This window comes from Desulfobotulus pelophilus (assembly GCF_026155325.1).
GTDB classification, from domain to species: Bacteria; Desulfobacterota; Desulfobacteria; order Desulfobacterales; family ASO4-4; genus Desulfobotulus; species Desulfobotulus pelophilus.
The window spans coordinates 21,695-47,393 of record NZ_JAPFPW010000001.1; the positions used below are offsets into that span (position 1 = coordinate 21,695).

The window sequence follows — 25,699 nt, forward strand, 5'->3', positions numbered from 1 at the left end:
TTTGAAAACCTTAAGGTATTTGCAAAAAAATATCCATTCCATACCGGTACTCCGGAATGAAAAAGCGGTCTTCCATGGGGGGAAGGCCGCCTCTTCGGGCTGCACGATGCAACCCCTCCTGCCCGGAGAGATTACTGCAACAGACTCATGACATTCTGGGAGCTGGCATTGGCCTGGGCCATGGCAAAGGTACCTGCCTGCATGAGCACCTGCATTTTGGTGAAGTTGGCGGATTCATCGGCAAAGTCCACATCCCGGATGGTGGATTCGGCAGCATTCACATTCACTCTGGTGGTGGAGATATTGGCTATGGTGGAGGCCAGCTGATTCTGCACGGAACCGAGGTCTGCCCGGATTCTGTCCAGGTCCTTCAGGGCCGCATCGGCAACGGCAATGGCCTTTTGGGCGTTTTCCTGATTGAGTACATTGATTTGGGAAAGCCGTACCATTTCCGTATCTCCTATTTCGGCCTCGGCCGTTCCGGAGATGGCGTTGTTGGGGGCCAGCTCGGACCCGGCTTTGAGTATGGAGCCGCTCTGCAGGGTCATGTTATTGGGAATTTCCGTGTCTTCTCCCAGGATGATCTCCTGGGTCAGGATGGTTCCGGCCCTGTAAAAATTGCCTGCCGCATCCGTCATGTCCGCCGTGAGCACCGTATTTTCGGCTATGGTGCTGCCTGCGGTCAGTATGCTGCCAGCCCGGACAAAAAGATCCGCATCCCTTGCAACCACCTCGTCATGTTTCAGGGTAATGGTGCCGCCGATGGTGGACCCGCTGGAAAGGAGGCTTCGGCTGGCCATGACCGAACCTTCGGCAAGGACGAAGTCATCTTCAATGGCAAGGTTTCGGGTGAGCACCGCATTCCCGCCAATGGTGGAGCCTGCGGCAGCCTTGAAAGCACTTCCCGTAAGAAGGGTGGATCCCTCCTTAATGGTGGCATCCTGTTCGAGAATGATATTGTCAAGGATATGAACCTTGGCGCCAATAACAGAGCCTGCGGTAAGCCGGGTATCGTTTTCAAATTCAGAACCTGTTTGTGCCACCATGTCCTGATCCAGCCGCATGGCAAACTCCAGTTTAATCTCCGCACCTATACGACTGCCCGTTTCCATGCGGGACCCCTGAGCGATGAGGGAGTCTCCTTTCAGAACCATTTCTTTTTCAAGGATGCTGACACCTGCGGTCGTGATTTCCACATCCAGCCTGCTGTCTGTCTGGAGGCGGGAGCCTGCGGTTACCATGGAGCCTGCCTGAAGGCTCATGTTGTTATCTATGGTGGCAGACCCGGATACGATAATATCCGTATCTACCCTGGAACCGGCTGTGAGTACGGTTTTCTGACCGGCCGTGGAGGAAAGGGTGGAGCCTGCCTTCAGGGTCATGGTCTGGCTGATATCTGCGGTGTTGGCGAGGGTGATATCCGCATGGAGGGTGGAACCTTCCTTCAGGATACTGTTGGCAGCCAGGCGGGACCCTTGGGTGAGTTCCATGTCCGTTACAAGGAGGGCATTGGCGTGGGTCTCCACGCCTACGGAAAGAACGGATCCCCGGGCTACGGTGCTTTCATTCGCAAGTTGGGATCCTGCTTCCAGTACCATGGAATTGGTAAGGGGGGCGGAGGTGATACTGGCTGTTATGGCAGCACCAATGCTGGAACCCATGCCCAGTGTGGAACCATCATCAATGGTTGAACCGATTCCGAGAACGAGGATGCCTCCGTCATTCAGAGTTGCTGCCCCCGTAAGGGCCGCAGTGGAGCCCGTGGGGGTTCCCCCTTCGGCTTCCACCAGCTGTCGCAGGGTGGCTGTCCCGTTGCCCGTTACGGGGGGCGCAATGGGCATGGCCTGACCCTTGGCAGGAACCGTATCCCAGGAAAGAAGGCTGCCTGCGTTGAGAGTTCCTGTGATATTCGTGCTGATATCCGTGGTGACCACAGCCGGAGACAGGGTGATATCCGCACCGAGGGTGCTGTTGGCACCGATAACGCTGCCTGCAACGATAATGGAGCCTGGTGCCAGGGTGCTTTCCTGTACGGTGGCCTGCATCCCCGTGATCTGAATGTTGGCACCAAAGACCGAATCTTTGGCAATGGTGGAGCCCGCCACAATGGTGGAACCCATTTTGAGGAGGCTGTCTTCGCCCGATGTGGCCTGGGTGGCCGCATTTACCGTGCAGTCCCCTCCCAGTTTGCTTCCGGCGGCAATAATCGATCCCTGACCCAGTTTGCTCCCCTTGGCTATGGTGCTGTCCACTATGGTTTTACTGTAGGGAGGAGGAGTAGGATCCTGCAGGGTGATGGTTCCTCCCAGCAGGGTGTTTTTTCCGATCACAGATCCCGATGCCAGTTCCGATCCTGCTGTAATGACGGTTTCTTTGCTGGTATAGCCCGTATTGGCATCAAGGGTTACGGGGCCTCCCAGGGTGGAATCCGGGGCGATGATGCTGCCTGATTCCAGCCGTGACCCCTGTGTGAGGTAGGAGTCTCCGTTGGTCCGCTGGGAATCTTCGGCCAGAACGGCCCGTCCACCCAGCGTGGAGTTTGCGGCTATAATACTGCCTGTGGCCAGAATGGAGTTTATGGCAAGGCGGCTGGGAGATGTGGTGGGTTCTGTCTTGGCAATGCGGGTACGGGCACCCAGTTCAGACCCTGCCGCAAGAAAAGAATTGGCTGCCAGAACGGAGCCTGCCTTGAAGTGGGATTCTTTGCTTGTGTGGATGTTATCTTTGATCAGGGTATGGGTGATTTCCTGCCCCGTAGTGAATCCCGCACCCAGCTCACTGTTCACAGCCAGAACGGAGCCTTCCTTCAGCAGGGCTTCCATGCTTGTCCGATCCGAATTTCCCTCAATTTCGATGGGTCTTTCAAAGGAAACCGCGTCACCGCCACCCACATTGTGTACTATGATTTCCGATGCGCTCATCTGGGTAAGCTGAATATATCCCACAGTGCTCATGTTCGTGCCCCGGAAAACAGCTTCGGTCTGTTCTCCGGCGGTAACGCCAATGGCACGGCCATCATTGGAGGTAAGGGTGAGCTGCCCGCTGGTATTGATGGATGCCACCACCCCGTGCTGGGAACTCTTTTGATTGATGGATTTCACCAGGGCGTAGTCGCTGTCATTGGTCTTCACATCGACAGCACCGATGGTGACACCATTGATGGCAAAGTCATGATCCGTGGTTCCGGCCGCCAGACTGAGTTCCGTTGTGGAGGATACAAAGGCCGTTGCGGAAATGCCTAAGACATCGCTTAAGCGGTTCATGGAATCGGCCACGGCCCCCATGCTGTTTTCCCGGCTGTTGTTGTATTGTACCTCCACGGTTTCCAGATCAAAGGTCTGATCCGTAATGTTGGAGTAAATGGCCAGATCCACGGTGCCGGGCTGATCATCCTTCAGGGTCATGCGGCTGACGGTTGTGTGGCCGATTTTATTGGACTGGGAAGCGGGAACGGAAATATTGACCGTTTCTCCTGAGTAGGCACCTACCTGAAATTTTTTATTGGTAAAGGCTCCGGAGAGGAGTTTCTGGTTGTTAAAAGAGGTGTTTTTGGCAATGGCATCCAGATTTTCCAGCAGCCTGTCAATGTCGGACTGGATGGCGGCACGGGATTCCGTGGTCTGACCGTCCTGGGCGGCCTGAATGGATTTTTCCTTGATGGTATTGACAATGCTGATGGATTCTTCCAGAGCCGCATCGGCTGTCTGTACTATATTGATGCCGTCACTGGCATTCCGGATGGCCTGCCCCAGGCTCAGGTGCTGGGATCTCAGGGAGTCGGCTATGGTCATGCCGGAGGCATCATCGGCGGCTCTGTTGATGCGCATGCCCGAAGACAGCCGTTCAAGGGAGGTGGAAAGGTGGCCGTCGGTCCGGGTAAGGTGTCTGTGTGCACTCAGTGATGAGATATTGGTGTTGATGCGAAAGCCCATGGTTTTTCCCCCTTTGGCGGATAAATCTTCGGTCCTGTTGCCCGAGGGTACGGGTACCACTCTGGCCTGGCGTGTATTCCTGCTGATGTGACTAGCAAGAAAGATGCCATTGTTTTTCTTGTCTTTTTATTGTTGAATTTCATGTATTTATATAGGTGTCTTTTGCGTTTTTTCTGTTCGGGGGAAAGGTATGGCTGGTAGCTCTGGCAGAAGGTGGGCAAAATATTCCGGTTTTGGCAGGCAAAAAAAGATGCGAAACTCCCGGTAGCCATAAAAAAGCCCCTGCCGCCCTTGGCGGTTCGGGGCTTTGATCCGTTCCGGTTGCGGAAGGGGTGCTGGTGTCGGGTATTCAGCCTTCCAGAAGCTGCATTACCCTTTCATAGCTAATGGGTTTGTGAGCGGAGGCAAGGCCTTCTGCTTTGGAAAATCCTGCAATTTTTGCCATATTGGCATCTTCTTCCCCAAGACGTACTGGCAGCATGGCAGCCGGTGCAGCCATGCTGCTTCGGGAAAGGCTGGTTTTATCCTGAAGGACATGGTTTTCCTGAACAGGAGCTTCAGCGGCAGATTTTGCCGGTGCGGTATTTCTGGTGTTGTGTACGGGAGGGGGGATCTGGCTGCTGGATATCGGGATGCTCATGGTATGCCTCCTTCTGGCTCATGGAAAAATTGCTCTGTGACAGGGTTTCTCCCTGTGTTTTGTTTTTCTGTAAAAAAATAAAGCAATATCAATGCCAGATTGAAGGGTGGGCTATAACGAAGCCTGCCCTGTTGTGGGCAACCACGGGGGGCCTACACAAAAACCCATGGCGGAATAAATTATATGGGAAACCTTCTGTTGGCAATGAGCCGATGATTTTATGATGCAAAAAACCCCCCTCCGGCAGGAGGGGGGTTTTAAGGTTAAGGGTTAATCAGGGTTAAGACTTACTGGAGCAGGCTCATGACATTCTGGGAGCTGGCGTTGGCCTGGGCCATGGCAAAGGTGCCTGCCTGCATCAGAACCTGCATCTTGGTGAAGTTGGAAGATTCTTCCGCAAAGTCCACGTCACGGATGGTGGATTCGGCGGCCATTACGTTCACCCGGGTGGTGGAGACGTTGGCAATGGTGGAGGTCAGCTGGTTCTGTACGGAACCAAGGTCTGCCCGGATCTTATCCAGATCCTTCAGTGCCGCGTCTGCCACAGCGATGGACTTCTGAGCGCCTTCCTGGGTGAGAACATTCACCTGAGAGAGCCGCAGCATTTCCGTTTCACCGAGCTGGGCCGTGGCCGAATCGGAGCTGGCGTTGTTGGCCGCCAGTGTGGAACCTGCCTTGATCTGAGAACCACCCTGCAGGGTCATGTCCTGTGTAAGGGTGAGATCTTCAGCCAGGGTGATGGCCTGGGTGAGTACGGTCCCTGCGGTGTGCAGGTTCCCCGTTGAGTCGGTCACGTCCATGGTGAGCAGGGTGTTGACCCCAAGGGAAGATCCGGCCTTGAGGGTACTGCCTGCTGCCACCAGAAGATCCGTTTCCTGAGACACGGTTTCATCGTTTCTCAGGGTAATGGTGCCGCCGATGGTGGAGCCGTTGGCAAGCACCGTATTGTTGGCCATCACAGAACCCTTGGCAAGGGTGAAGTCGGCGGTGATGGCAAGGTCTGTGGCCAGATCTGCCCGGCCGCCGATGGTGGAGCCAGCTTCCGCTTTGAATGCATTGCTGGTGATCAGGGTGGAGCCTTCTTTAACGGCCGCATCCTGGGTAAGGGTCATGTTGTTGCGGGTGGTGACATCCGCACCGATCACAGAGCCTGCGGCAAGGCGGGTGTCGCCTTTGAAGATACTGCCCGCGTTGGCTGTCATGTCCTGATCCAGACGCATGTCGTTTTTGAGGGTGATCTTGGCACCCACATTGGAGCCTGTCTCAAGGCGGGATTCGGCGGCTATCTTTGAATCACCTTTGAGGGTCATGTTCTTTTCAAGAACGGTGGTGGTGCCTCCTTTGATGGTAAGGGTCTGGTCAATACGGCTGTCTGTGTTCAGGACGGAGTCTGCTTTCAGCATGGAGCCAGCCTGCAGGGTCATATCTGCCGTTGTGGTTGTCGTACCGGAAACGGTGATGTCTGCATTGATTCTGGAGCCCTGTTCCAGAACTGTTTTTTGGCCGGCCTTGGAGAACAGGGTGGAGCCAGCATTGAGGGTCATTGTGGTCTTGACCTCAAGTTCGGCGCCAAGGGTTATGGCTGCATCAATTCTGGATCCTTCCTTGAGTACACTGGTGTCAGCAATTTTGGAGCCCTGGGTGAGGGTCATATCTGTATCCAGATTAAGCGTTTCACCCGCAGCAACGAAAGCGTTCACAGAAAGGGTTGAACCTCTGGCAATCTCGCTTCCATTTTCCAGCGTGGATCCGGATTGCAGGACCATATCGTTATTGATGTCATCCATATCACCGTCCAAGGTGATTTGGCCACCCACCTGAGAACCGGCTTTCAGTTCGGAGCCTTCATGGATCTCTGACCCTATGCCCAACATGAGAATGCCGCCGTCATTGAGATCGAGAGTTTCGGTTGCGGCAACTGTCAGATCGCCTGTAATGCTTTTGCCCTGTGCCTCAATGAGTTGTTTCAGTGTCAGGTTGCCATCGCCGGTAAGGGCTGTGGTGGCTGCGTCACCAAAGCCTGTAAGGGTTCCTGAGCCTATGGCCTGACCTGCAGCCAGCACGGTGTCCTGGCTGAGCACGCTGGCTGAAGCCAGCGTACCTGTTATATTGAAGCTCTGGTCTGAGGTTGTTGTGGTGCCACTGACGGTGGCCGTTCCTCCGAGCACCGTATTGGCACCGATCACGCTGCCTGATGCAAGTACAGAACCACGGGCAATGGTGCTTTCTTCTGTCATTTCGACAGCGCCTGAGATAGCCACATTGCCACCAAAGGTGGATCCTGCGGCTATGAGGGTGCCTGTTGCAAGGCTGGACCCCTGCTTTGCCAAGCCTCCCTTATCCCCGATGGCCGTTGTGGTTGCACCCAGTGTGGCATCCCCGCCCAGCTTCGTGTCGGCTGCGATGATGGAACTGGAGCCTATTTTGCTGTTGGCGGTAATCACGCTGTCCGTCGTGGTCTGGCTGTAAGGTGCGGATGCGAGGGTTACCTGACCGCCCAGTACGGTATCCTTGCCAATGACGGAGCCCGATGTGAGCTTGGAACCTGTGGTGATATGGGCTTCTTTGCTTGTGAAGCCTGTGTCGCCGGTGATTTGGACATTGCCACCCAGGGTGGAGTCTGCCGCAATAATGGTTCCTTCTTCCAGCCGGGAGCCTGCCATAAGGAGGGAATCTCCGTTGGTGCTTTCGGTTTCAGTTTTTACGGTGGCCCTGCCGCCCAGAGTGGAGTTGGCCGCAATCTCGGAATCCGCCTTGATGACAGAATCTTTGGCAAGGGTGCTGGCCTGGGTGGTGGCCTGGGTCTCATCAATGCGTACCTGGCCACCCATGACGGAGCCTGCACCCAGCACGGAGTTGGCCACAATCACGGAGCCTTCCGTCAGAAGACTTTCTTGACTGGTGTTGATGCTGCTGTTTTTAACGTTTGCTCCGGTGATGGTTTGACCTGTGGTGAAACCAGCGGCCAGCTCACTGTTCTGGGCCAGAACAGAGCCTTCCTTGAGGGTGGATTCCAAGGTGGTGGTGCCGGAGTTACCCTGAATCTGGATATTATTTTCAAAGGCAACGGCATCCCCGCCGCCCACATTGTTGATAATGATTTCCGAAGAAGTCATCTGGGTGAGCTGGATGTGGCCCACGGTGCTCATGTCTGTGCCGCGGAGTACGGTTTCCGTACCCTCGCCGCCCGTATCCACCTTAATGGCCCGGCCATCCGTGGAGGTGAGGGTGAGCTTTCCTTCGGTGTCCTTTGAGGCAAATACGCCATGTTCGGCGGTTTTCTGGTTGATGGCCCTGACGAGAGCACCGTTGGCATCGTTATTCTGTACGTCTACGGCGCCAATACGGGTACCGTTGATGAAAAAATCATTGTCCGTACGGCCTTCGGCCACGCTGAGATCCGTGGTGGAAGAAACAAAGGCTGTGGCGGAAATTCCTAGTACGTCACTGAGCATATTGATGGAGTCTGCCACGGCACCCATGCCGTTTTCCCGGTCATTGTTGTACTTCACATCAATGGCTTCCATGTTGAAGGTCTGGTCCAGGGTGTTGGAGTAGATGGCCAGATCCACGGTGCCGGGAGCATTGTCCTTCAGGGTGAGGCTGCTGGTGGTGGTATGCCCGATTTTGCTGGACTGGGAAGCGCCGATGGAGATGTTCACGGTCTCGCCGGAGTAGGCGCCTACCTGGAACTGCTTGTTGGTGAAGTTACCGGAAAGGAGCTTCTGATTGTTGAAAGATGTGTTTTTGGCAATGGTGTCCAGGTTTTCAAGGAGTTTGTCGATGTCTGCCTGGATGGCGGCCCTGGATTCGGACGTCTGGCCGTCCTGGGCGGCCTGAATGGATTTTTCCTTGATGGTGTTGACGATGTTGATGGATTCTTCCAGTGCCGCATCCGCCGTCTGTACGATGTTGATGCCGTCGTTGGCATTTCGAATGGCCTGACCAAGGCCCATGTGCTGGGACCTGAGAGAGTCGGCAATGGTCATGCCGGAGGCATCGTCCGATGCACGGTTGATACGCATGCCCGAGGAAAGACGTTCCAGTGATGTGGATATTTTTCCGTCGGTGGCACCAAGATTTTTGTGGGCATTGAGTGCTGCCACGTTGGTATTAATTCGAAGACCCATGGTTCCCTCCTTGTGGTTGAGTGGGGCGCGTCCATGCGCCCGGTTTGGTTGCTCTGATAGGCTTTTCGGAGGGAGACGGTAAATTCTTTAATGTTTTTTTGATGTTTCTTCGTCAGGCTTTTTTATTCTGACGAAGATTATCCTGGGCCGAAAGGGCCATGCTGTGATCCGGGTTTAGCTCCAGAACCAGATCATAGGCTTTGAGTGCCTGCTCTTTTTTTCCCATGGCTTCTAAGGTCTTTGCATAATTATAAAATGCATCAGGATAAAGGGGCTGAAAGGCCAGCACTTTTTCAAAATGACCTGCGGCAGCTTCATACTCCCCCCGGTTGAATGCGAGCACACCCAGATTGGTAAGGGCGGATGTCATTTCAGGGTCTGCACGGAGGGCATTCGAATAGGTTGCTTCTGCCTCACGGAAGTATCCGTTTTCCTGAAGAAGGAGGCCGAGATGATAATGGGCAAGACTGTGGTCGGGTGTAAGGGACAGGGCTGTTCGGAAACATTGCTCCGCATCCTGCATGCGGCCGGTGCGATGGCAGGCGCAGCCAAAGAGATTCCAGAAGTCTGCATCATTATTTTGGGTGTGCTGCAGGGGAATGAGTAGCTGGAGGGCTTCTTCTGGTTTTTCTTTGGCCATGAGCTGTTCCGCTTCTTTCCGTATGCCCGCCTCTGGGGCTTGTGCAGGCTTTTCCAGAAGCTCTTTATAGATGGTAAGATGATGTCTCGCCTGATCAATATCTCCGTGGCGTAAAAAAATCTGTCCTGTTTTTAAATGCAAAGGAGCATGCAGGGGCAGAAGTGCCAGACCTTTACCGTAAGCTTCCAGAGCACTAGCATCCTCGCCGTTTGCTTCCAGCCTGTCACCAATGCTTTCCCAGTGTACGGCCATCTCCGCATCCAGATCTGTGGCAGCCTGAAGGTGCTGCAGGCCTGCAGTAAAATATTCAAGGCTGAAGCAGAGGTGCATGAGCTTGATGTGACGGGGGGCGGTTTCTTCTTTTGTCTGGGCAAGTTCCAGAAGAACACGGGCCTTTTCCGGCTGTCTGTCTTTTTCTTCCTTCTCTGCCCTTATTTCCAGGAATGTGGCAAAATCCGAAGGGGGCAGGAGATTTTGGATCATCGGGTTATCGGAAAGCCAGTCTTCCCATAGGGTAAGGAGGGCTGGTCCCTGCTCCAGCCTCTGCTGCAGGCTGTGCAGCATCCTGCGGAAAAGGCGTTGTAAAAGAAGCGTCAGTCCGTAATGATCTGGAGCCATGGCAAGCCCTTTCTGCAGCATGCGCAGGCTTACCCTGATGTTGGCTGATGTTCTGAGTGCGGCAAAGTCCGTATAGGTATCCCCCCACTTTTTTCTGAATTTATCCACTTCTTTTTGCAGGGGGGGGGGATGGATTTTGGAAAAAAAACCATTGGCCTTTTCATAATCCATGTATGTGGCAGCAATTTTTCCCCGTATCAGGAGTACCTCATCCATATTTTTTTCTTCATCTGACAGTTGGCTGATCACTTTACGGGCCGAAGCCAGATCGTCCGTTTCATGGAAAAACCGCAGTGCCTCCAGAAGAGAAAGATTTTTTTCCGGATGGAAAGCGGGATTTTTTTCCATGGACTGGATGGCACTTTCCACACCGGATTTCATAAGAGACAGGCTGTTCATTCTGACCCGGCTGATTTCGTTGAGTCTTTCAAGGCTGAGGCGGAGCCACTGGAGGTAAGGACCGTTTTCCGCAAGGCGGTCAATTTCCATGAGCATACGCTCGCTGGTTCGCAGGCCTTCCAGGGTAATATCATCCATAAGAGCCCATATTTTTTCCCGGTCTGCCTGTTTATGGGCTTTGTCTGCTGCCTCAATGGCCCGGTGCAGGGGGGAGGGGAGGGTGGTGAGGGATGGATATTGTTTGCCTGCGTGTATCAATTTATCCACACCCTGCAGTGCCGAGTTTCCTTCTTTTTGGCAAACCCTCAGAACCTTTTCCAGTTTTTGAATGCTTTTCAGGGTGGCTCTCAACGCCTTTTCAGTGGCTTCTGGTGCGTGTTTCCAGGGTACATGCTGGCTGGACTGGTTGATGATGGTCTCTGCGGAGACTTCTTTTGTGCAGAAGGCAGGGAGAATATCTTGTAAAGGCATGACTTCCGTGCCTTCAATGACAGCACCGGGCAGCGTGGCATTGATATAGTGGCCCGGATTGGCTTTGATCATTTGTTCAAAAAATACTTTAAAGTCGTAAAAACCCCTGTTTGTAAAGGCGGGTATACCGTTATTGGTTTGAATATTCACCCTGTCCTCTATTTTGCCGGATTCATCAAAGGAAAGAACCGTACTTTGCACATGGGTGTTTTTGCCCATGGGATAGCAGAGGTCCTGCCCCAGCAGCACAATGGGTGAACAGCCCAGGGAAATGGCCGCAATCATGTTCATGTGGGCAACGGTTCCGGCACCGCCGTTTTCCATACTCCCGCCCATGAGGTGGTTGATCCAGCGCTCCAGATTGGCTGTGCTGAAGGCCCAGAATATTTCTTTAAAGGGAAACTGACAGGGTACTTTTCGTGTGACAAAAGGCATGGAGATGAGATTAACCCGATTCTCAAAAAAAGGGGCTGCAGGCGCTATTTTTTCATAGGTGAGCTCCTGATAATCAAGAGAGGTAACAAAATCAGGGACAATATTGTTGGAGGCAAGGGCAGGCAGAACCGTATCCACGGCAAAGAGGACGGCACGGCCCTGAAACTTTTTTAAGGTGTCCAGCTCCTGGGTTAAGGAAGGCCCACCGGCTATGAGGATGGCCGGTACTCCCTGAAAGGCGTTGGCCAGCTCCTGCAGAAGGCGGTTTTTTTGAATAAGGGGCAGGATACTCATACGGTTTTTAAAAAAGGTGCTGCCATGGAGCATGAGGGTGCTGCCGCTCACATTTAGCTGGTTGAGGCGTTTGTAAATATCCTGACGCAGGTTTTCGTACCCATCCGGATCCATCTGAAGGGAGGGCTGGTGGGGAAGGATGAAGGCATTTTCCAGTTTTAAAATACGGTTGGCCGGGCTTATGGCCTCTGCCATATCCTCTGGATCCGTAAGAAAAATATGGACTCTTTTATCCTTGAGAAGCAGGGACAGATCTTTTTGGCAGAGGGCCTGAAGAAAAACTTCCGGATGGCGCTCAAAAATAAAAAAATGAGCGATGCCGGGTCTCTGTTCCACGAGCCTGCTGGCGCCGTGCCCAAGACCCATTCCAAGGAGTATGACTGCGCCGCTTTGCTGTGGGGTCACGGTGTTAAAGTGACTGTGGCATTCGTTACCCGGGTTTTGGACATCATGCATCCATATGTTTTTGAACCTAAAGTTTTCCGGATGCTCAGAACTTACAGGAAAGGGGGTAAGGCCCTTTAAATGAGGAAGCAGGTGGGGGTGGTATTGTTCCACCAGAGCCATATTGGATGCAAAAAAGGATGTCACGGAAAACCTCCCGTTGGATGTTGGGTGATTTCATGAAATAAGAATACCTTGCGTCACTCTCTCGGCCTGAGACATGGTCGGAGTCAGGGACCTGATGCTCCCATCTCCCTCTGGGAGATGGGAGGAGTGAGGGGGCTTTTCCCGGGTAATTTACATCCAGGAAATGCTTTTAGATGTCAATGTCTTCCCAGGCTGCGGGAGTTCCCCTGCCTACGGATTTTTTGAGTCTTTTGCCGAGAAGGGTATCCAGATGTTTACAGGCAAGGCCGTAGCCCGGGCGGATGCTTCTTACACTTTCCTCATCCAAAATCTTTCCGGCCTTCATATCCTTTATATAGTAGAGGGATCTTCGGAATAGAACATTGGCCCGTTCACAGGATTTTCGGCCGTAATCCACTTTTCCAAGAGCCTGCCAGACGGTTTTTGCATCCCGGCAGAGGGCTTCGAGCTGGGGCGGTTCCAGGGAAAAGCTGTCATCTGGCCCCCCGCCTTTTTTGTCAAGGGTAAAATGCTTTTCGATGATGGCGGCGCCTAAAGCCACGCTGGCAATGGCTGTTGCGTTGTCCAGGGTGTGATCGGAAAGCCCTGTGACTTTGCCGAAGCGGGTCATCATGTCAGGGATTGTTTTCAGGTTGTAATCTTCGGGAGGTGCCGGGTAGCCGCTGACACAGTGGAGAAGGGCAAGCTCCGTGCAGCCTGCATCTTCAGCAGCCTGAACAGCTTCGGCGATTTCCTCCATGTCCGCCATGCCAGTGGAAAGGATCAAGGGTTTTTTGGTGGAAGCGGCATAGCGGATCAGGGCAAGATCCACGGCTTCAAAGGAGGCTATTTTATAGGCCGGAGCGTTTAAATCTTCCAGAAGATCCACGGCGGTTCTGTCAAAGGGGGTGCTGAAAATGGTGATGTCCAGCTCCTTGGCCCGGTCAAAGAGGGGAGTGTGCCAGTCCCAGGGCATGTGGGCCCACTGATAAAGTTCATACAGGGTTTTTCCGTCCCAGAGGCCCCCTTTAATCTGAAAGTCTTCGCTGTTGCAATTGAGGGTGAGGGTGTCTGGCGTATAGGTCTGGAGTTTCACCGCATCCGCACCGCACTTTTTGGCGGTTTCCAGAATGGTGATCGCCCTTTTCAGGCTGCCGTTATGGTTGGCGGAAAGTTCGGCAACGATATAGGGAGGCGCATTGGAGGCGATGCGTCTGCCCTGTATGCTGATGGATGGAAGGGTCATGGGCCTGTCCTTTCATGGGAGTAGAGACTTTCAACAAGAGATGCAGAGGTCTCCCAGCCCTGAGGAAGACGGTGGAAAAGGGATTCTTTGTCGATGAGCCTGTGAAAACTTCCCTGTCCCTGCTGCTTCTGGCCTTTAATCTGACCTGTTTTGATTTTATCCCAGTTTTCCATGAAAAGCCTTTGGATTTCATGGTGGAGCTTTTCATAGCTTGAGGCAAGGGTTTCTTTCTGGGGATCAAAGAAGACTTCTTTTTGGAGAAGAATATCTCCCGTATCAAGTCCTGAATCAAGCCGGTGAATGGAAACGCCTTTCGGGGTTTTTTCAGCAAAGCTCCAGAAATTGGGATCGGCACCCCTGTTCCATGGCAGCAGGGAAATATGAAGATTGATGGCTTGATCTGGCAGAAGATCCAGAATATTTTTTTTAAGAATATGACGGTATCCGTAGGAAATCAGGAAATCAATATGCTTATTTACAATGAAGCCAGTATCGATTTTTTCTGTGGTTGAGAGGATATTTTCTCCCTGATTCTTAAGCCAGATGAGAAGGGGAGAATCCGGAGGGCCTAAGAAAAGAATGTTGTCGGGAGAGGAAGTCATTTTGTACCCCTATGGGGTTCGGTAAAAAAATGCCGTACAACCCTGTCTGTGCCTTTTTCATCAGTGAGGCATTGGCTTTTCACTGATATTGCCTGCAGCGATAAAGGATTTTTTTTGATCCTCTCAAGGAGCAGGGGGAGTTCAAAAAGGCCTCTTTCTATGTTTTCAAAAATCCATGCCGCTTCATGTTGTTTCAGATGGTTTGCGATGGTTTTCTGGTTTTCTGCAAGAAAGAAGAGGATGGAAGGAAGCCCCATGCAGCAGAACTCCCAGGCCGTGCTGCCCGTAGCACCGATGGCCAGATCATTTTGGGCCATGAGTTCGGCCATGGACGGGGTGTCGATGTGCATCTGTACCGAGCAGGGAAAAGAATCCAGCTGTTGCCGGACGGTTTCCAGATGAGGGGCTTTACTCCCCAGCACAATATCCACTTCCAGTTCTTTGATGAAGGGCAAGGAGCGGAGCGTATTCAGGATGCGTCCTGTGGCATTGCCCATATCCATGCCGCCCATGGTGATGAGGATGCGTCGGAGAGTGGTGTGGATACGCCTTTTCAGGCTTTCCGGGCGCATCCGGATGAATTCATCCCGTAAAAGGAGATGGTCTGTGCCCAGGAGCAGGATGCAATGGGGAGGCACGAGATCTTGATAATCTTGACTTTTCGGTTTTCTGCCGGAATCGAGAAGGATGTCACAGTCGTGGCATCTGTCAGCCAGATCATCCAGCACAAAAATTTTTCCCGTACAGGGCCGGATCTCTTTTTCCCAGCGGATGTCGAGGCCGTAATGATCCACAACTACCCAGTGCGGTTGTATTTTTTTTAAAAAAGAATGACACTGCGTTGCATCCGCTTTCCACGATCCTCCAAGCCAGTGGCCGTGAACAGAATCGGCTGTTTTCGGGTTCTGTTCTTCCATAACAAGGGGGAACACCGGGAATCCCAATGCATGGATTTTATCCATAAGATGGCCTGTGTGGTCCTTGCAGAGAAAATAGCAGTCCGCACCTCTGGCTTTCAGGGCAGAGGCAAGGGTCAGGCAGCGCATGACATGGCCTGTTCCTATCTCTACCGATGCATCTGTTCTGAAAACTATGTGTGTCATATCTCTTTTGCCATAAGGAACCAGCTCAGGTCGTCCTGTGGGAAGGCAGGGTCTCTGTGGTACTGGAAACCATAGTCAACCAGAGTGGTGGTGGGATATGCTGTAAGTATTTCTCCTGCGAAATCTCTTTTGAAAAGTTTGTCTTGGAAGCCCCTGTAGTCAACAGCAGCGGGGGTTGGGTTATAATACTCAATAATGCAGATATATTGAGAAGAAAGGGTAAAGAGTTTTTCATAAACCAGAGGCAGTTTGTCCGGATGGATGTGTATGAGCACGCCCTTTGTAAAAACAAAATCAAAGTTCGGGAACTCTGTCGCATTCAGATCCAGAATAGACCCGTGGTATGCTTTTCCCGTACATTTTTCTTCTAAGGACTTGAAGGCTCTTTCGTTCAGTTCCAGAGCAGATGTATTTTTTCCGGGGCAGAGCAGGTTGATGGCGTCAATATTGAGGCCGATGTTGGCGCCGACTTCCAAAAAACTGTTTACGCCTTTTGTGGCAGCAATAATTTTTGAGAAAAGGTGGATGTTGGAGGCAAGAAGCTGGGGTGTCCGGTTTCTTTCAATGTATTCTGTGCCAAAGGAACCAGCCCAGAAATCTTCCTGCTCCGTCTGATATTTTTTATGGGTCATTTGTTTTCCTGTCTGAACAAAGCTGTTAACTGGCATGATAGCTTGATTTCGCCTGTTTCTGTTCCATTTGCAGGGTCTTGTAAAGATATTCCGCCCTTTGCCAGTCTTCTTCCGTATCAATATCCTGAACCAGATGACGGGGCAGCAGCACGGGCAGGGCGTCGTCAGTATATAATTTCGGATGTTCCATGAATTTTCTGCAGTCAAACCAGTAGAATTGTCCTGCATCATGAAAGGCTTCGGGAAGATCGTTGGAACGGGTCAGTTCGTGCTCCGGCCAGAACATGGCAAGATGTCCATCTTTTGTTAGGCGGAGAGCGCGGAAAACAGACGCGGCATAGTCTGTGACGGAAAATACGGAAGAAACTTTGCTGGCTGTAATGATTTCATAGCCTTTTTTAATGAAGCAGGGCTGAATCAGAGGGGCTGTGGCATAGATGCAGCACGCATAATCCGGAACGGTGGTTTTCTTTTCCAGCCACTGAAGACAGTGCTGCAGCACGGGTGCTGTGGGTGTATGATCGCCGGAGAGTTCAGCCGGGCGTACAAAAGGCGTTTCCGCGCCATATTGACGGGCTGTGGTTGCAATTTCGGGAGAGTCGGTTGAAACGATAATGTGATCGAAAAGTCCTGAATGGATGGCCGCCTCAATGCTGTGGGCAATCATGGGCTTTCCGGCAAAGGGACGGATATTTTTACCAGGGATGCGCTTGCTCCCACCTCTTGCAGGGATGATGGCGATGGTCATTTTTTCCCTCTGGGACTGTTCCTGGTGCATTGCCAGGGTAAATAAAGATGTGAACATGCGGGTCAGGTACAGCTTGTTGTTTCAGCCCTGTGGTTGAACGCACCAATTTCCTCAACCGAAAGAAAGACCGGGTTGGTACTGGAGTTGTAGGCAAAATTTTCCGGCACGGGCTGTCCTCTCTCCTTCAGCATATTGACATCAAAGAGATTGTTCCGGTTGGAAAAAATAATGGTAGGCCGGATAACATAATGATCATGAAATTCCAGTGTCAGATGGGAATCATCCGCAGGACACATGGTTTCGTGGATTTTTTCTCCGGGTCGGATACCGATAATGCGCTGCTCCAGATCCGGAGCCATGGCGGTTGCGAGATCCGTGATGCGTACGGAAGGGATTTTAGGAACAAAAATTTCACCACCCCGCATGCGTTCAAAGTTTTTTAAAACAAAATCAACGCCTTGTTGCAGGGTAATCCAGAATCGGGTCATGCGGGGATCGGTGATGGGAAGGTAGTCACTTTTTTCTTCAATGAGTTTTTTGAAAAAAGGTACCACAGAGCCTCTGGACCCTACCACATTGCCGTAGCGGACCACGGAAAAGGCGGTTTTATGACCCCCCGCCATATTATTGGCGGCCACAAAGAGCTTGTCCGAGGCCAGCTTGGTGGCCCCGTATAAATTAATGGGGTTGGCGGCCTTGTCCGTGGACAGGGCAATCACTTTGGAGACATTGTTGGCGAAGGCCGCTTCAATGACATTCTGGGCACCGTTGATATTGGTTTTGATGCACTCCATGGGGTTGTATTCTGCCGCAGGTACCTGCTTGAGGGCTGCCGCATGGATGACGATGTCCACACCTCGCATGGCCATGGCAAGTCTTTCCTTATCCCGTACATCTCCAATAAAAAATCGCATGCAGGGATCATCAAATTCCTGTGCCATTTCATACTGTTTCAGTTCATCTCTGGAATAGATGGCTATGCGGGACGGGCTGTACCGGGAGAGCAGGGTTCTTGTGTATTGTTTTCCAAAGGATCCTGTGCCACCTGTGATGAGTATGGATTTTTGATCGAACATGGCTGCCCTCCCTGGTTAGTGTTGGTGTTTGTTTTTGCAAAACAGGGGCCATGTTGGCCTTTTAGTTAAAAAGTAGTATTCGGGAAACGGGTTTCAGATTATTTGGGTAAGCATGACCGGATTTTATGCTCTGCTTTTTATCAGCACTGTTTTCATTAGATTCAGATAGGCAGGAAGCCTCTCGTAAATCAGGTGGAATTGTTCGTCAGTATAAATATGGCTCAATCGGTTTTTGTCGTTGACCATTTCAAGGAGGCTTTCGTACGGAATTACATCGGTGTAACCCGTCAGGTAGAGAAGTTTTAAGGTCATTTTGGGGACAGGGCTTCCAGCCCATGGATGTCGTACAGAAATTTTTTGGCCGTTTTCCAGAAAAGCTCCGTGCAGGCCTCAAATTTTTGTATCTGTCCGCTTGTAAGGGTGTCTTGCTCAATGGAGCTGAATGGTGAAAGGCAAATGGCCAGCGCCTTTTCAAAGGTGTCTATGGTCTGTTTCCGTTTCAGAAGTTTTTGTTCATATGCTCCGGAAGATTCCATATCATGATTTCTTTCATGGCTTCATTTTTGAAATGGGTGTCTGTGCGGGTAAAGTCCACAAGATCTACTTCAAGGGGTATGATGGAATCCTCAATGGCATTGCGGATTCCATGGAGCAGAGAAGCGGGCAGCTTCCCGTGGGAAAGAAAACCAATATCCACATCGGCCCGGCTGCCATGTCTGCCGGAAACCCTCGAACCAAAGAGAAAAACCATAACCTCCTTACGGTTGATTCTGGAAAGGATGATGTTTTTCAGCAGGTTCATGTATTTTTCCTGATGCCTGGAAGGGGAGCTTTCAGCATGCAGGGTTGGTGAAAAGGAGGCGGATGCCAGTATGGAGAGTTTGTTTTCTTTCATGGCAGGGATCTTACCTCAAAGTTATTGATATTGCGATTCCCCTTTGAAAAGTACCATAGTAATGAGATAAATACTGTTACTCTCTTGAGAGCTTGTCCGAAAACCAATTTTGATAGCCAGCGGCACGTGATATACCATATGCTATCTGTGATATTGTCCGGGCAGGTTTTTTCGGACAGCCTCTATCCATAGGTTTTTATCATAAAAAAGGTTTTATCCATGTAGTCATGGTGTTCTGAACACATGACTTCAAAGCTCCGGATACCAATGGTACGTTTTTTTATTGGATGGCCCCTTTTTTTGACGGTCTGCCTGAAAAGCAAGTTTTTGTCTTTCCAATTGCCCACCAGATTACCACGATCATCCACTCATGCGAACCGTAGGCCAGAAAAATTGGGCGGTCAGATTTTGTGCTTGCCAGCGGGCCTCCCTGAAGGGTGACCTTACAAGCAGGTATGTGAACACTTCTCGCAGGAGCAGGCCTTGTGTCTGCCCGTATCAACGTATCCGATCCCACCATGACCTGCCCATCTTCCCCGCCGATGCGCGTCAGGGAAAAGGTGCCGTAATTATTTTCTTTGTTCATGGGGCCAGCGGTCTTGAAGAATTTCTGTCTGCGGCCTCTTCTTTTCCTGTTTACCGGTGTCTGTCTGTTCAGCTCCGCATGATCCGGAGATCCCTGGATGTGGATTGTCTGGAGTATTCATGGAGTCTGTTTCAGGATACGGGCAAGGACATTCACCACCCTGTTTTGGTCCGTTTCATGGAGATCCGGGAAAAGCGGCAGGGTAATGGCTTCCTGGTAATAGCGCTCCGCTTCGGGAAACAGTCCTTCCCGAAAGCCCATGGCTCTGTAGCAGGGCTGGGTGTGCACCGGAATATAGTGAAGGTTGACGCCTATTCCTTCTTTTCGTAAGGCTTCGAATACGTCCTTGCGGGTTTTTGTGATCCGCTCTCTCTGCAGGCGGATGACATAGAGGTGCCATGCGGAGTCACAGTCCCCATGGCAGAAGGGGAGGCGGAGGGGAAGGTGTGACAGCAGATTGTCGTAGCGCTGACGGAGCATGCGGCGTTTGGCCACAAAGGCATCCAGCCTGTCCAGTTGGCGGATGCCTAAGGCTGCCTGTATTTCCGTCATGCGGTAGTTGAAGCCAAGGGCAATCTGCTGATAATACCAGGGGCCGTCCGGAGGCTGCGTCATCTCCTTTTCATCCCTTGTGATTCCATGGCTGCGGAGAAGGGCCATCCTCTCCGCCAGATCCTGATGGTTGGTCAGGGCCATACCTCCTTCCGCCGTGGTGATGATTTTTACGGGATGGAAACTGAAGATGGTGATGTCACTGAAGCGGCAGTTGCCAACGGTTTCTTTTCTGTAGGAAGCGCCGGTGGCATGGGCGGCATCTTCTATGATGAAAAAACCGTATTGAAGGGACAGCTGATGAATGGCAGCCATGTCGCATGGTTGGCCGCAGAAGTGGACAGGCACTACGATTTTAGGCAGCTGGTTTTCTTTCTCCGCTTTTTCCAGTTTGGTTGCCAGTGCCTTTGGGCAGAGATTCCAGGTTGCGGGGTCAATGTCCACAAAATCGACGGAAGCACCGCAGTAAAGGGCGCAGTTGGCTGAAGCCACAAAAGTGATGGGGCTGGTCCAGAGGGTGTCGCCCGGGCCAAGGCCCAGGGCGAGGCAGGCAAGGTGAAGGGCGGAAGTGGCGCTGTTAACGGCAACGCCATGGGCTGCGCCGCATACAGTGGCCATGGCATGTTCAAACTCCGGAACCTTTGGTCCCTGGGTCAGGAAGTCGGAATGCAGTACATCCAGTACGGCCTCCACATCTTCTTTGCATATATTCTGTTTACCATAGGGAATTGTGGAAAGGGGAGAGGGTGGCGTCATGGTAAATATCCTTATTGTTTTCGTAAGGTAGAAAGTCTTGCACCAAAGGAAGCCATGGACAAGTATTTTTTTTGATGGCAGGCGTACTGCCCTCACGGAGGCCTTCGCCCATGATGCAGGAGGGTCTCCGCAAGATCCAGGGCCGGGACAGAGGTAGCAATGGATGGCCTGACCAGTGGGCTAGGCGATCCAAAAAGGAACAGCTGGCAGTTTTTTGTTGGTCACGGGTAAAAAGGGGCGTAAAAACAGGGGGAGGTATGGAGTCTGTCTGGTGTGTCCCGAAAAAACTTTGGAAAGGTTTACATTGAAAATTGTCATTATCGGAGCCGGTGAAGTTGGCTACCATGTTGCCCGCAGGCTGGCCCTGGAACATAAGGATGTGGTGGTTGTGGACAGGGATGGTGCCGCCCTGCGCAGGGTCTCCGATTCTCTGGATGTGCAGGTGGTTCGGGGAGAGGGAGGTTCTCCGCTGGTGCTGCAGGAAGCGGGTATCCGTGAGGCAGAAATTCTGCTGGCGGTGACGGATTCCGATGAGGTGAATCTTGTGGCCTGTCTGGTAACGGACATGCTGTCACCCAATACGCGCAAGCTGGTACGGATTCGTAATGCGGATTTCGATGCCTGCCATTCGCTCCTGCGGGAAGGGGCTCCGCACATTGAGAGCGTTATTAACCCGGAAATAGAGGCGGTCCGAACCATTGAACGTTTGATCCGTCTTCCCGGAGCGGTGGAAGCGGGGGAGCTCGTGGGGGGACTTGTGCAGTTTGTGGGTATCCGGCTGGATGAAGGTTCATCCATGGACGGGATGCCGCTTCCTGAGCTGCCAAAATATCTGGGTTCAGCAAAAGTACTGGTGGCGGCGGTGCTCCGGGATGAGAAGCTGATTATTCCTTCGGGTAAAGACTTCCTTAAGGCTGGAGACCTGGTTTACCTTGTGAGCGGAAAAAAACATCTTTTGCAGGTGATGGAGGCTTTTGGAAAGGCATCAAAACCTGTCCGGAGAGTCCTGATTGTCGGAGGGGGCAGGCTGGGTCTCCGGCTGGCGGCCAGTCTTGAAAAAGATCATTATCAGGTCAAGATTATAGAGCGCAGGTCGGATCGCTGCCGGGAGTTGGCAGCAAGGCTTGAGAAGGCGGTGATTCTCCATGGAGACGGGTCGGACCAGAGCCTTCTTGCGGAAGAGAATGTGCGGGGGGTGGACGTGATGGTTACACTGACGGGAGATGAGCAGACCAACATTCTTGTTTCTCTGCTGGCCCGGAAAATGGGAGTGGGGGCTGCCATTACCCGTCTTACCCGTTTTGCCTACTTTCCTCTGATGTCCTCTATCGGTGTCCACCAGATAGTCAGTCCCAGGCTTTCTGCCATAGATTCCATACTGCAGCATATCCGGCGTGGTAAGGTTCTTTCCACTCTGTCCATACAGGGGGAGCAGGCCGAGGTGATGGAGGCCGTGGCCCTTCCCACTTCCGATATTGTGGGAAGGCCCCTGAGCCAGTTGTCTTTTCCCAAAGGTGCACTGGTAATCACAATTATCCGAGGGGATGAAATCATTATTCCTTCCGGTGATTCAGTGATTGCCCCCGATGACAGGGTTGTTATTTTTGCCAGAAGGAAGTCCGTTCCAAAAGTTGAAAAAGCCCTTACGGTGAAGCTTGAGTATTTTTAGAAAGGAGCGTCCGTCTGATGGTGGGGTTACCAGGAGCTGTGAAACTGTAAGCAGGGAGAGGGCATGAACTGGCGTATCATAGGACAGATGACGGGGGTGTTGATAGCGGCTCTGGGGTGTTCCATGGCCTTGCCTCTGGTCTGGTCCCTGATCTGTGCAGACGGCAGCAGTCGCGCCTTTGCTCTGTCCATGGCTTTGTGCGGGGTTGTGGGCGGGCTGCTTTTCTTCCCATTGCGAAAACCGTTGGGGGAAGGTTTTTCCCAGAAAGAAGGGATGGCCATTGTGGGGCTGGGCTGGATGGCTGTGGGGCTTTTTGGTGCCTTCCCCTTTTTTTTCTCGGGTTTTTTCTGGGGTTTTACGGATGCGGTTTTTGAATCCGTATCGGGTTTTACCACAACAGGAGCCTCCGTTCTGGAAGACATTGAGTCCCTTCCACAGGGGCTTTTGTTGTGGCGCAGCCAGATTCAGTGGATTGGTGGTATGGGAATCATTCTTTTTTCCATTGCCATTCTGCCCTTTTTGGGAGTGGGCGGAATGCAGCTCTATAAGGCTGAGGTGCCAAGCCCCGTTCCGGATAAGCTCAAGCCCCGGATTCAGGAAACGGCAAAAATTCTGTGGAAGGTTTATCTTTTCTTTTCCCTTTTGCTTTTTTTTCTGCTTCTCGCCGGTGGCATGGGCGGATTTGACAGCCTCTGCCACACCTTCACTACTATGCCAACGGGTGGTTTTTCTACAAAGAATCTTTCCATTGCCCACTTCGACAGTCTCTATATAGAAGTGGTGATCATGGCTTTTATGGTGTTGGCAGGTATCAACTTCACCCTGCATTTTCAATTTTTACGGAGGGGCGGTTTCTCTTATTTCAACGATGCGGAGTGCCGTTTTTTTCTTGTGCTGCTTCTGGCTATCATGGTTGGTGTTTTCTGGATTCTTTGGGGGGCTACCTATGAAAGTCCGGGAGAAAGTCTTCGTTACGGAGCTTTTCAGGTGATTTCCATTGTGACCACCACAGGTTTTGCCACGGCGGATTATGTTCTCTGGGCACCGGCCGCTCAGCTGATACTTCTCTTTGCCATGTTCACGGGGGCCTGCGCCGGATCCACATCCGGTGGTATGAAAACGGTGCGCCTGATGATCTGCGGGAAGTATGGATACAAGGAGCTTTTTTTTCTGGTGCATCCAAGGGCCGTGCGGGAAGTAAAGCTGGGCGGCAGAGTGGTGCCCGGAGGGGTGATTCATGGTGTATTGGGTTTTATGGCCCTTTACCTTGGGGTGTATGTGGCGGGTTCCCTTCTGCTGGCTGCTCAGGGTACGGATGCGGTAACGGCTCTGACAGCGGCCGCATCCGCCCTTGGTAATGTGGGGCCCGGTTTCGGAGGGGTGGGACCTGCGGAAAATTATGCGGGTATCCCCCAGGCGGGTAAGTGGGTTCTTTCCTGGCTAATGTTGATGGGGCGTCTTGAAATTTATACCCTGATTATTTTTCTGGTACCCGAATTCTGGCGGAATTAAAGATTGGCTGAAACCTGTTATCGTTTGAAAAGGCTGTATTTTCAGGTATTGATGGAGCATGTGGTAAAAAAAAACAAGCCTGTGTTTTTTTTGTGTTGACACATGGTGGCATCACGGGTAGATAAGCACTCGTTTTTGACGGTTGCAAGGGTCGTTAACTCAGTCGGTAGAGTATCTGCCTTTTAAGCAGAGAGTCGTTGGTTCGAATCCAACACGACCCACCACCCATAAGTCCCCATCGTCTAGCCCGGTCCAGGACACCGGCCTTTCACGCCGGCGACAGGGGTTCGAATCCCCTTGGGGACGCCATATGTAAGAAAAAAGGGGTTACCTCGAAAAGGTAGCTCCTTTTTTTTATGTTTGATTTTTGAAGCGGTTGGTCTCACCATGGATGGAAGGGTTCAGGCGGGCTTTCATCGTTCCGCATCTTTCGGGATATATCAATATAAGGAATGGAAATATGAAACCAGTGGTTGCCCTTGTGGGCCGTCCCAATGTGGGAAAATCCACCCTGTTCAATCGAATGACCCGTAGCCGTGATGCCATTGTGGATGATATGGCCGGTGTGACAAGGGATCGTCATTTTGGTGAAGCCATGTGGGAAGGCCGGCCTTTTGTTCTGGTGGATACGGGTGGGTTTCTTTCCAATGATGCGGATTCTTTTGCTGCCCACATCCGGGCACAGGTGGAGATGGCTCTGGAGGACGCGGACCATGTGGTGCTGGTTCTCGATGGTAAAAGCGGGGTTTCTTATTACGACAGGGATCTTGTTGATCTTTTGCGGGCAAAGGGGAAACCGTTTTTCTGTATAGTCAATAAAATTGACGGGGAGCGCCATGAGATTGCTCTTACTGATTTTTATGCCTTAGGAATTGAAGAGCCCTTTCCTGTTTCCGCTGAGCATGGGTATGGTTTTTCGGATTTTATGGACGCCCTTACGGAAGACATGCCACTGGAAGATGAGGGGAATGACGGGCAGCCTGAAGGCCCCATCCGGGTGGCGGTGGTGGGAAGGCCCAATGCGGGTAAGTCTTCTCTGATTAACCGTCTTCTGGGAGAAGAGCGCATGGTGGTCAGTGAAGTGGCCGGAACCACCCGTGATTCCGTGGATTCTCTGGTGGAGTATGGAGGAAAAACCTACCTTTTTGTGGATACGGCAGGTATCCGGAGAAAGGGAAAGGTTACCCATCGGGTTGAAAAATATTCCGTAATTAAAGCTTTGCAAAGCCTGGAGCGATGCGACGTGGCCCTGGTACTGCTGGATGCCTCCGAGGGGGTCACGGATCAGGATGTCCGGGTGGCGGGTTATGCCAGCGACCGGGGTTGTGGCTGCATTTTTGTATGCAATAAGTGGGATTTGATGCCACCGGAAAAAAAAGATGTGAAGCGCATGAAAGAAGAGCTTGCCATGGAGGCGAAATTTTTAGGGTATGCTCCTGTGCTGACCATTTCCGCCCTTACGGGTCAACGGGTGATCAAGCTGTTTCCAATGATAGATAAGGTATATGAGCAGTATATTTCGAGGGTCGGAACCAGCCATCTCAACCGGATTATTGAAGACGCCACGGCACGGACAGAGCCCTCGCTTCACAACGGTAAGCGTATTAAGTTTTACTTTGCCTCACAGGTACGAACCTCGCCTCCTACCTTTGCTCTCGTAACCAACTATCCCGATGCTATTCATTTTTCGTATAAAAGATACCTGGTTAACCAGATTCGCGAGGCATTGGGTCTGGATATGACGCCCATCCGGATTAAATTTCAGGAGCGCAGCGGTCGAACGGATTACAGTGATAAAAGATCAAAGCCTTCGCCGGAGCTTCTTCGTAAGCTACAGGCAAAAAGGCGGAGCCGTAAGCGCAGGAACCGCTAGGCAGATCCCGTGATTGCCGGAGTTGGCTTTTCTCCGGCTTGCTTCTTTCTTTCTGGCAAGCCCGTCCTGTTATGGTTTGGGCCTGTCAGGGGTGCCGTATAAGGGCCTGTTGGCTTTTCTGCTGATTCAAATCATAATCTGATTGCCACGACTTTCAGTCATGTCTTGCGCCAGAATAATGACATGCCCAGATCTTGCGCTTGCCAGCGGGCACCCGTAAAGGGTGGCCCTGTAAAGCAGGGAGTAAAAATACCCGCTAGGCACCATGGTCAGACAACAGCCGGGTCCGTAAGCTGTGGCTGAGCCCGTGTAGCAATGAG

16 protein-coding genes and 2 tRNA genes are annotated in these 25,699 nt (G+C 52.0%); 5 read left to right on the forward strand and 13 right to left on the reverse strand.

The features are described from left to right. Nucleotides 1-131: 131 nt before the first annotated feature. The 13 genes from OOT00_RS00110 to pseC form a co-directional block, all read right to left on the reverse strand. Nucleotides 132-3,932: a flagellin N-terminal helical domain-containing protein gene (locus OOT00_RS00110; protein WP_265423260.1), complete on the reverse strand. Its 3,801-nt coding sequence runs from the start codon at nt 3,930-3,932 to the stop codon at nt 132-134. Nucleotides 3,933-4,281: 349 nt separating this feature from the next. Further along, nucleotides 4,282-4,572: a hypothetical protein gene (locus tag OOT00_RS00115; protein ID WP_265423261.1), complete on the reverse strand. Its 291-nt coding sequence runs from the start codon at nt 4,570-4,572 to the stop codon at nt 4,282-4,284. Between the two features lie 287 nt (nt 4,573-4,859). After that, nucleotides 4,860-8,702, reverse strand: coding sequence for a flagellin N-terminal helical domain-containing protein (locus OOT00_RS00120; protein ID WP_265423262.1), 3,843 nt, complete (start codon nt 8,700-8,702; stop codon nt 4,860-4,862). 112 nt (nt 8,703-8,814) lie between these two features. After that, nucleotides 8,815-12,150, reverse strand: a complete 3,336-nt coding sequence (locus OOT00_RS00125) for a 6-hydroxymethylpterin diphosphokinase MptE-like protein (protein ID WP_265423263.1) — start codon at nt 12,148-12,150, stop codon at nt 8,815-8,817. A gap of 169 nt (nt 12,151-12,319) precedes the next feature. Beyond that, nucleotides 12,320-13,375, reverse strand: coding sequence for a pseudaminic acid synthase (gene pseI, locus OOT00_RS00130; protein WP_265423264.1), 1,056 nt, complete (start codon nt 13,373-13,375; stop codon nt 12,320-12,322). Next, complete coding sequence (locus tag OOT00_RS00135; protein WP_265423265.1) at nt 13,372-13,977, reverse strand: formyltransferase family protein; 606 nt, start codon at nt 13,975-13,977, stop codon at nt 13,372-13,374. The genes pseI and OOT00_RS00135 overlap by 4 nt, the downstream gene beginning before the upstream one ends. Beyond that, nucleotides 13,974-15,080: a UDP-2,4-diacetamido-2,4,6-trideoxy-beta-L-altropyranose hydrolase gene (gene pseG, locus OOT00_RS00140; RefSeq protein WP_265423266.1), complete on the reverse strand. Its 1,107-nt coding sequence runs from the start codon at nt 15,078-15,080 to the stop codon at nt 13,974-13,976. The genes OOT00_RS00135 and pseG overlap by 4 nt, the downstream gene beginning before the upstream one ends. Next, on the reverse strand, nt 15,077-15,712 hold the full coding sequence (locus OOT00_RS00145) for a pseudaminic acid biosynthesis-associated methylase (protein WP_265423267.1): 636 nt from the start codon (nt 15,710-15,712) through the stop codon (nt 15,077-15,079). Before OOT00_RS00145 ends, pseG begins: the two co-directional genes overlap by 4 nt. A 25-nt stretch (nt 15,713-15,737) precedes the next feature. Continuing rightward, nucleotides 15,738-16,460: a pseudaminic acid cytidylyltransferase gene (gene pseF, locus OOT00_RS00150; RefSeq protein WP_265423268.1), complete on the reverse strand. Its 723-nt coding sequence runs from the start codon at nt 16,458-16,460 to the stop codon at nt 15,738-15,740. A gap of 62 nt (nt 16,461-16,522) precedes the next feature. After that, on the reverse strand, nt 16,523-17,536 hold the full coding sequence (pseB, locus tag OOT00_RS00155) for a UDP-N-acetylglucosamine 4,6-dehydratase (inverting) (protein ID WP_265423269.1): 1,014 nt from the start codon (nt 17,534-17,536) through the stop codon (nt 16,523-16,525). Between the two features lie 308 nt (nt 17,537-17,844). Beyond that, nucleotides 17,845-18,072 carry a hypothetical protein gene (locus OOT00_RS00160; protein ID WP_265423270.1) on the reverse strand — a complete coding sequence of 76 codons (228 nt, stop codon included), beginning with the start codon at nt 18,070-18,072 and terminating at the stop codon, nt 17,845-17,847. Next, entirely contained in the window at nt 18,036-18,431 is a 396-nt protein-coding gene (locus tag OOT00_RS00165; RefSeq protein WP_265423271.1) for a nucleotidyltransferase family protein, read from the reverse strand. The genes OOT00_RS00160 and OOT00_RS00165 overlap by 37 nt, the downstream gene beginning before the upstream one ends. Before the next feature lie 703 nt (nt 18,432-19,134). Then, the gene (pseC, locus tag OOT00_RS00170; RefSeq protein WP_265423272.1) at nt 19,135-20,325 is read right to left on the reverse strand and encodes a UDP-4-amino-4,6-dideoxy-N-acetyl-beta-L-altrosamine transaminase; all 1,191 of its coding nucleotides are present in this window, start codon (nt 20,323-20,325) and stop codon (nt 19,135-19,137) included. Between the two features lie 304 nt (nt 20,326-20,629). On the opposite strand from pseC, the gene trkA reads away from it, so the two are divergent. The 5 genes from trkA to der all read left to right on the forward strand — a co-directional run bounded on the left by trkA (nt 20,630) and on the right by der (nt 25,379). Next, complete coding sequence (gene trkA / locus OOT00_RS00175; protein WP_265423273.1) at nt 20,630-21,994, forward strand: Trk system potassium transporter TrkA; 1,365 nt, start codon at nt 20,630-20,632, stop codon at nt 21,992-21,994. Nucleotides 21,995-22,057: 63 nt separating this feature from the next. Then, a complete protein-coding gene (locus OOT00_RS00180) occupies nt 22,058-23,506 on the forward strand; it encodes a TrkH family potassium uptake protein (protein WP_265423274.1) in 1,449 nt (482 codons plus the stop codon). A 148-nt stretch (nt 23,507-23,654) separates the two neighbouring features. Then, a tRNA-Lys gene (locus tag OOT00_RS00185) sits at nt 23,655-23,730 on the forward strand. Nucleotides 23,731-23,737: 7 nt separating this feature from the next. Continuing rightward, a tRNA-Glu gene (locus OOT00_RS00190) sits at nt 23,738-23,815 on the forward strand. A 151-nt stretch (nt 23,816-23,966) separates the two neighbouring features. Next, a complete protein-coding gene (der, locus tag OOT00_RS00195) occupies nt 23,967-25,379 on the forward strand; it encodes a ribosome biogenesis GTPase Der (RefSeq protein WP_265423275.1) in 1,413 nt (470 codons plus the stop codon). Nucleotides 25,380-25,699 lie beyond the last annotated feature (320 nt).